Source organism: Anaerobacillus alkalilacustris, from assembly GCF_001866005.1.
GTDB classification, from domain to species: Bacteria; Bacillota; Bacilli; order Bacillales; family Anaerobacillaceae; genus Anaerobacillus; species Anaerobacillus alkalilacustris.
The window spans coordinates 1-7,262 of record NZ_MLQR01000012.1; the positions used below are offsets into that span (position 1 = coordinate 1).

Here is a 7,262-nt window from a genome sequence, read left to right on the forward strand (position 1 = left end):
AGGTAAACCCAACTTTCACTTTAGAACCATGAGGCTCCAAAGATTATCCGGTATTAGCTTCGGTTTCCCGAAGTTATCCCAGTCTACAGGGCAGGTTGCCCACGTGTTACTCACCCGTCCGCCGCTAATTTCAGGGAGCAAGCTCCCATCCATTCGCTCGACTTGCATGTATTAGGCACGCCGCCAGCGTTCGTCCTGAGCCAGGATCAAACTCTCCATAAAAGTGTTTGATAAAGCTCAAAAATAAAACATTGACGAGATATTTACTATCTCTTTTAATTCGCTTGGCTGTGTGTTCAGTTTTCAAAGAACCATCATTTGTTTTATGCCGTTGTTTTTTTCAGCGACAAGAACTAGTGTATCACAACATTTAATTCTGCGCAAGTTGTTTTTTTGAAACTTTTTATCAAAACAACAAGTCATTCAACTTCGCTTTTTAGCGACAAGAAATATCTTACCACAACAAATCATTCAATGCAACAACTTTTTTCAAAAGGTTTATCAGAAAAAGTTCTGCGCGATTTGCAGCTGAAGTGACAGATACATAAGGTTAGCATACATCTATTAAAATAGCAAATGAAAATTACTTTCATTATATATCAGAACGAAAACTTTACATTTTCTAATTCCTTCTTCTACTCAATCCCTTTATCCATGTTTTCCAATTACATTGAAATATCTAAGATTTTATCAATCTATTAACTTACAACCCTCGACAAATTTCAGGTGGTGACAAAGAAAGGAGTAAGTGAAACTAGGTAGTAATCTTAGGTCATTTTTCTCTACTAATTCTGAGCAATATAAAAAACTGGTGGAACGAGGGACCTAGTTCCCATGTTCCATTCAGACCCGAATTCCAGTAAAACAAAATAATAACAATTGAAAAGGAAGGTAAAAGCCGCCCCGAGCCATTCAACGACTCGGGGCGGACGTCCATTTAATATCTTCAAAGTCTAGTCTCTATTAAATATATCTCTTGTATAGACTTTCTCTTCTACGTCTGCTAATTCAGCTTCTACTCTATTGGAAACGATAATATCAGAAGCTCGTTTGAACTCATCTAGATCTTTAATGACATGGAAGTCTTCGAACTGGTCTTCTTTTAAGACTGGTTCGTAAATCACGACTTCAATGCCTTTTTCTTTTAATCTGCTCATGATGCCTTGGATGGCTGAAGCTCTGAAGTTATCGGAATCCGTTTTCATTGTTAGACGGTAAATACCAACAATGTTAGGCTTTTTCTCAATAATTCTAGTTGCGATGTGATCTTTTCTCGTATCGTTTGCCTCAACGATCGCACTAATCATATTATTTGGAACCCCTTCAAAGTTTGCTCTTAACTGCTTTGTATCTTTTGGTAAGCAATAACCACCATAACCAAATGAAGGGTTATTATAATGACCACCAATACGTGGATCTAAAGAAACACCTTCGATAATTTGTTTTGTGTTTAATCCATTTAACTCTGCATACGTATCTAGTTCGTTGAAATACGCTACTCGAAGTGCTAAATATGTGTTTGAAAATAACTTAACGGCTTCAGCTTCTGTTGAGTTCGTAAATAAAACAGGAATATCTTCCTTAATCGCACCTTGAACTAGAAGACTCGCAAACTTCTCAGCTCGTTCTGATTTTTCTCCAACAATCACTCGAGAAGGATGTAAATTATCATATAACGCTTTCCCTTCACGAAGAAACTCTGGTGAAAAAATAATATTATCTGTATTAAATTTTACACTTACTTCTTGTGTATATCCAACTGGGATCGTTGATTTAATGACCATGACTGCATTTGGATTCACAGATAGAACATGTTCAATAACACTTTCAACCGATCTAGTGTTAAAGTAATTTGTTTCAGGATCGTAATCTGTTGGAGTGGCAATTACTACAAACTCTGCCTCACGATATGCTTTTTCATAATCCGTTGTTGCTACTAGATTTAATTCCTTTGTCGTTAAAAACTCTTCAATTTCTTTATCGACAATGGGAGATTGTTTTTGATTTATTAATTCTACTTTTCGTTGATCAATATCAACGGCGATCACTTCGTTATGTTGAGCAAGTAAGACGGCATTCGATAACCCCACATAACCAGTACCTGCGACTGCAATTTTCATTTTTCTATATCCCTCGCTACCTAATCCATCTATTTTAAAATTGCTTCTTTTTCAATTATTTGTTGTAAATAGTTTCGTACATCATCTTTTAAATCATCTCTTTGCAACGCAAAATCAAGAGTTGCTTTGACAAAACCAAACTTATCTCCTACATCATAACGAATACCTTTAAAATCATAGGCTAAAACAGCTTGGGCCTTATTTAATTGATTAATGGCATCTGTTAATTGAATTTCACCACCTGCTCCTGGCGGTAATGATTCTAACACGTCAAAGATCTCTGGACGTAAAACGTAACGACCCATTATCGCAAAGTTGGATGGAGCATTTTCCACTTTCGGTTTTTCAACTAATGAATTAACATTAATAACTCCAGCCTCAATTTCTTGACCTTTAGGAGCAATAATGCCATATTTCGAAACATCCTCATCAGCAACAGATTGTACCCCAACAACCGATGAATGATAACGGTCAAATACGTCAATTAATTGCTTTAAGCATGGCTTTTCAGATTGAACAATATCATCACCTAAAAGAACAGCAAACGGCTCATCGCCAATAAACGATTTCGCACAAGAAATTGCATGACCAAGGCCAAGAGCTTCCTTCTGACGAATATAATGAATATTTGCCATATTAGAAATTGATTCAACCTCTTGAAGAAGATCCATCTTACCCTTCTTTAATAACGTCTCTTCTAACTCATAGGACTTATCAAAGTGATCTTCAATCGCTCGTTTACTACGGCCACTAATAATAATAATATCTTCAATGCCAGAGGCAATCGCTTCTTCAACAATATATTGTATCGTTGGTTTATCAACGATTGGTAACATTTCCTTTGGTTGAGCTTTCGTAGCTGGTAAAAACCTTGTTCCTAAACCAGCAGCTGGAATAATCGCTTTACGGACTCTCATCACAGTTTTCCTCCAAATTATATTATAATACTACTATTTTAGCACAAACATTAGTTTTATGAGATATAGTACCAACAAAATATTCCATCATACGTCAGCACGGCTTCCTCTTCTCTTACGATCTTAGATAAACAATTCGAAGATGGAAAAGACAACGAGAAGACCAATTATAGCGACCATTCATCGCGAGTTCACTATTCTCCGATTACAATCAAAATACCAAGTTAAAACCTTCGTTAAATCCCGTTTATTTTCAAGACCAACAAAGGTTGTCCTGTTAACAACTTTTTGACTTATGGATAATCTAGATAAACAGGATGAACGAACGTTGAAACGAAAAAAAAAGAGAGATCGTGAAAATAAGCTTTGCTACTGTTGTTTTAGCTAGAAGAGATCTGATGGACTACACTCAAGAAGAGCTTTCTCACAAATTTGACATACCTACCCTCAAGAACAATTGTAAGAATAGCTAAAGGATTAGATGTAAACCCGGGTACAAATCATAATCGCAAATAAGTCTGGAGAGCGATGATTACCTTTAAAAACAATCGACAGCTCGAACTACCTGTATTGGCGTTCTCCCACAATGTAAGGATGGGGCATTCTGGTCATAACTAACATTCATCTTTTCACAAATCTTACGTGCTTCACTCGGATCAGCAACTGTAGCACTAGTCTCTTATTTATCATTCTCGTTCCACAAGTTTTAGAATTAGTCATCTCACCTATTTTACTAGGTTTTGATATTTGTGCTAGTGCCATCGGGTTTTTTCCAACTTCAAAAATTTTATACTTACTCACCTTAGAACAAAATAAACTTATGAAGTTCTAAATTCGTAGATCTTTAATTCTTTTAACCAAATCTCTGCTCGTCTACCGTTAAGGTCAACTCCTTTAACAACATAAAAAAGACCTTCCTCATTAAACCTTGGATGCTCAGTTCTTTCTATAATGTACTATTTCTACTACATTTGTATGTTCAAGCACAAAATTCCTTACTTCCCTTTGAGTAACCTCGCCATTTGAATAATCTCTCTTCTCACGATCCAGTTTTTCACTTTGAACGATTCCTGCTTCATCAGAGACTAAATTCACTCCATCTACCTTTTCACTATTAGAGCAACCAACAATAATAGTAATGGCTAATCCTATTATTACAAATATTCTAAAAGAACTCTTCGCACCATTCATTATGTTTACCTCCCTGTATTAATGCAAACAAGGAAAGATATATTCTTCCCTTGTTTAAAAAATTCTATAATGTTAAAAATATTTATTGAGTAGGAAGTTCTAATTGAAGGTAGGCTATTTCTTCTCCATCAACAAAAACCCGACCATCTTTCACTTCAAATTCAAAACTCATTGGAAACCAGCTTCTATACCAAATATATTCAACTTGATATCGACCATTTGGAAGATTAATTAAAAACTCATTACTATCTTCTGTATACGTGGCGTACCAAATATCAGTATCAATATTTCTCAACTCAATCTCTACATCATCTAAGGTGAAATTCTCACTTATCACTTGACCTTTTACGTCTGTACGCGGTGGAAGCTCTAACTGTAATGAGGCTACTTCTGATCCATCAACAAATAGTTTACCACCAATTACTTCAAAGGTGACATCCATTTCAACCCTGCCACGGTGGTTAACTCTTTCTACTCGATAGCTTCCGTCTGGTAGTCTAAATGAAAACTCACCATTTTGGTTAGCATAGATAGAGTACCAATTCTCCCCATCACTTACCGACACTGTTGCATGTGCAGCAGCTGTTCCTTGACCTAACACTTGACCTTGAACTGTCACTGGTAGTAGTTCTACACTAAGTTGTTCCTGGGATTCCCCATTTACTACCACTTCGCCATTTATAACTTCAAATGGAACATTGACACTGATTGTTTCTCCAAAATATAACCATGCTACTCGGTACTGACCATCTGGTAACTGTATAGAAAACTCACCGTTGTCATTCGTCCAAGTATAGTACCAGTCATTATAATCGCCATACTCAGTTATACCGGTAATATCAAGAATTTCTACCTCGACATTTCCAATGCCAACCCCATCATCTAGTACCTTACCATTTACATTTCCTCTTGGATATTCTAAAGTCAGAAAGTCTGTCTCAGCACCGTCAACGAAAAGTAAACCATCTTTCACTTCAAATTCGAAGTTCAATTCCTTCCATCCATAATACCAAACTTCGGATACTGCATAACTCCCGTCTGATAAGAGGATAGCAAATTCCCCATTTTCATCTGTCATTGCATAATGCCAATTTCCATTATCTGGATTTCTAATCTCGATATCCGCACCATCTACTCCAATCCCATTATCTAAAAGTTGACCTTGTACTTCCGTAAGAGTAGGAAGTTCTAATTGAAGGTAGGATGTTTCTTCTCCAGCAACGAGGACCCGTCCATCTTTCACTTCAAACTCAAAACTGAATGGGAACCAGTCTGGGTGACATCTTCTACCTCGTTAATGATTTCAAAATCTCTTGCACCTACATCGTCAAAGTCTCTTTCATATATAAATTGGCGGTTTCCTGCATGATCTTCGACAGTTATAACCTGAAAGGTCCATGTACCATTTTCTTCATGACTATTTACTTCGTAATAACCTTCCCAACTGTCTTCTTCCTTATTGTATTCTAAAAACACACCTTTACTATTTCCATTAGTATAGTGCGAGGGCGCTCTATGATTGATATATACCTTCTTCACCCCTGAGATATCATCGGTTACCTTCGCTTTGATTTTTACTTTATCCCCTACCCCTACCTCTTTTGGCGTTATCTCGAGATTCTCTAAAACTGGCGGGGTAAAGTCTCACCTTTATCATTCTTTGGATCAACGGATGCATTAGCATCTGTTGTATTCGTAGCTTCTTCATCTTTTTGGAACGTAATTGAAAGGGTTTCAGTAAAATACTCTCTATCGAAAACGTCTACATAACTCAGGTTAATTTCATTTAACCCTTGATTTAATGATAAAGATAACTGAAATGTCCCGTTTGTTTCGGTCAATACTTGTTGATCATTTGCCTTAACAATAAATCCTGCAACGGTTCTCCCTTCAATAACAATCTCCTGACTTGTAACAGTACTATTATGTATTAAGTCATCTACAATAAAAGGTGCAATTGGGTATTGATCAGGACCCATAACATTTAAAGTTCCAACATTGTTTAAAGTACCGTTATTTTGAATGACACCATGACTGGGATAGTTTGCATCCCCGGTTATTGTCATCCAACCCATGTTCATGCTGTTAGCATAAATATCATGATTATTCATAAAAACTCTACCAGAATTTTCAAGTTCCCCATAAACGATGAGGTCAGCAAAAATATTTACATCAATTCCTGACTTTATCGTCAATGTAGCATCCTGTCCTATGATAATAGGCTTATCGATACTTTTATCTATATTCCAGATTTCTGATTGATGAATAATATAATAATCATCAACAGTTTTAAACTCTTGAATTGGTAAGGTACTAGACATCGTAATAATAGGAGATACTAGCTGAATAACAAGAAGAAAGGTTAATAGAATAGCAATTGTCTGTTTTTTTCTGTTGTAATAGGAATTCAAAACAGAAGTAAAATCCTTTTTATTGTAAATTTTCTATAATATTACACCAATAACTTCAAAACTACTATAAAAAATGAGTGGGGAGCAGGACCAGCAACTTAATTAATATGTTCCCTCATTAAAAGTTTCATGGCTTTTGTCGTGGTCTAATTCGCTTTCTTGCCACATATTGATAATTAACTTTTCTAACTTATTACGATTTTTATAGTAATCGGGGTATTTCTCGTTAAAATAATGCTCAACTACTGTTTTATAAGAACGTATCGTTCTTCCCATCTTTACTAACCAAATCTACATTCTTTCAACTTTTCTAGTTTTCACTATTTAGCGTGGAAGTATAATTTGTATAAAATATTATATTATACAAAAAAAGTGCTTCCTCGCTAAATAATATTTGTTTATAGATTTTAAGACCTGTCCATACTAGATAAAAAGTCTAATAAAATGGTCAGGAGTGTATAAGAATGCAAGATTTCGATAAAGAATACCGTCTTTTTCAAGAGGCACTAGATATTCAAGATCCTTGGTATATTGAAGATTACAAATTAGTAAAAAGTTCAGATCAATTTCATGTCTTTTTAGACTTCAAACGCGGAGCTAAGTTCCCGTGTCCACATTGTGGA

The 7,262-nt window shown here is 35.7% G+C and carries 7 protein-coding genes and 1 rRNA gene; all 8 read right to left on the reverse strand.

Translation table 11 applies throughout. From position 1 onward, the window contains the following. Positions 1–222: ribosomal RNA gene (locus BKP37_RS06415) — 16S ribosomal RNA — on the reverse strand; the annotation flags it as partial. A 731-nt stretch (positions 223–953) separates the two neighbouring features. Further along, on the reverse strand, positions 954–2,120 hold the full coding sequence (locus BKP37_RS06420) for a nucleotide sugar dehydrogenase (protein ID WP_071308815.1): 1,167 nt from the start codon (positions 2,118–2,120) through the stop codon (positions 954–956). Positions 2,121–2,149: 29 nt separating this feature from the next. Next, positions 2,150–3,037 carry a UTP--glucose-1-phosphate uridylyltransferase GalU gene (galU, locus tag BKP37_RS06425; protein ID WP_071308816.1) on the reverse strand — a complete coding sequence of 296 codons (888 nt, stop codon included), beginning with the start codon at positions 3,035–3,037 and terminating at the stop codon, positions 2,150–2,152. Between the two features lie 936 nt (positions 3,038–3,973). Then, positions 3,974–4,228: a hypothetical protein gene (locus tag BKP37_RS06430; protein ID WP_071308817.1), complete on the reverse strand. Its 255-nt coding sequence runs from the start codon at positions 4,226–4,228 to the stop codon at positions 3,974–3,976. Positions 4,229–4,310: 82 nt separating this feature from the next. Further along, entirely contained in the window at positions 4,311–5,471 is a 1,161-nt protein-coding gene (locus BKP37_RS06435) for an MSCRAMM family protein (RefSeq protein WP_071308818.1), read from the reverse strand. After that, entirely contained in the window at positions 5,468–5,839 is a 372-nt protein-coding gene (locus BKP37_RS21110) for a hypothetical protein (protein WP_483860430.1), read from the reverse strand. The genes BKP37_RS06435 and BKP37_RS21110 overlap by 4 nt, the downstream gene beginning before the upstream one ends. An 11-nt stretch (positions 5,840–5,850) precedes the next feature. Continuing rightward, positions 5,851–6,639: a hypothetical protein gene (locus BKP37_RS06445; protein WP_071308820.1), complete on the reverse strand. Its 789-nt coding sequence runs from the start codon at positions 6,637–6,639 to the stop codon at positions 5,851–5,853. Between the two features lie 102 nt (positions 6,640–6,741). Then, positions 6,742–6,915, reverse strand: a complete 174-nt coding sequence (locus BKP37_RS19930; RefSeq protein ID WP_169823088.1) for a hypothetical protein — start codon at positions 6,913–6,915, stop codon at positions 6,742–6,744. Between the last annotated feature and the right edge of the window lie 347 nt (positions 6,916–7,262).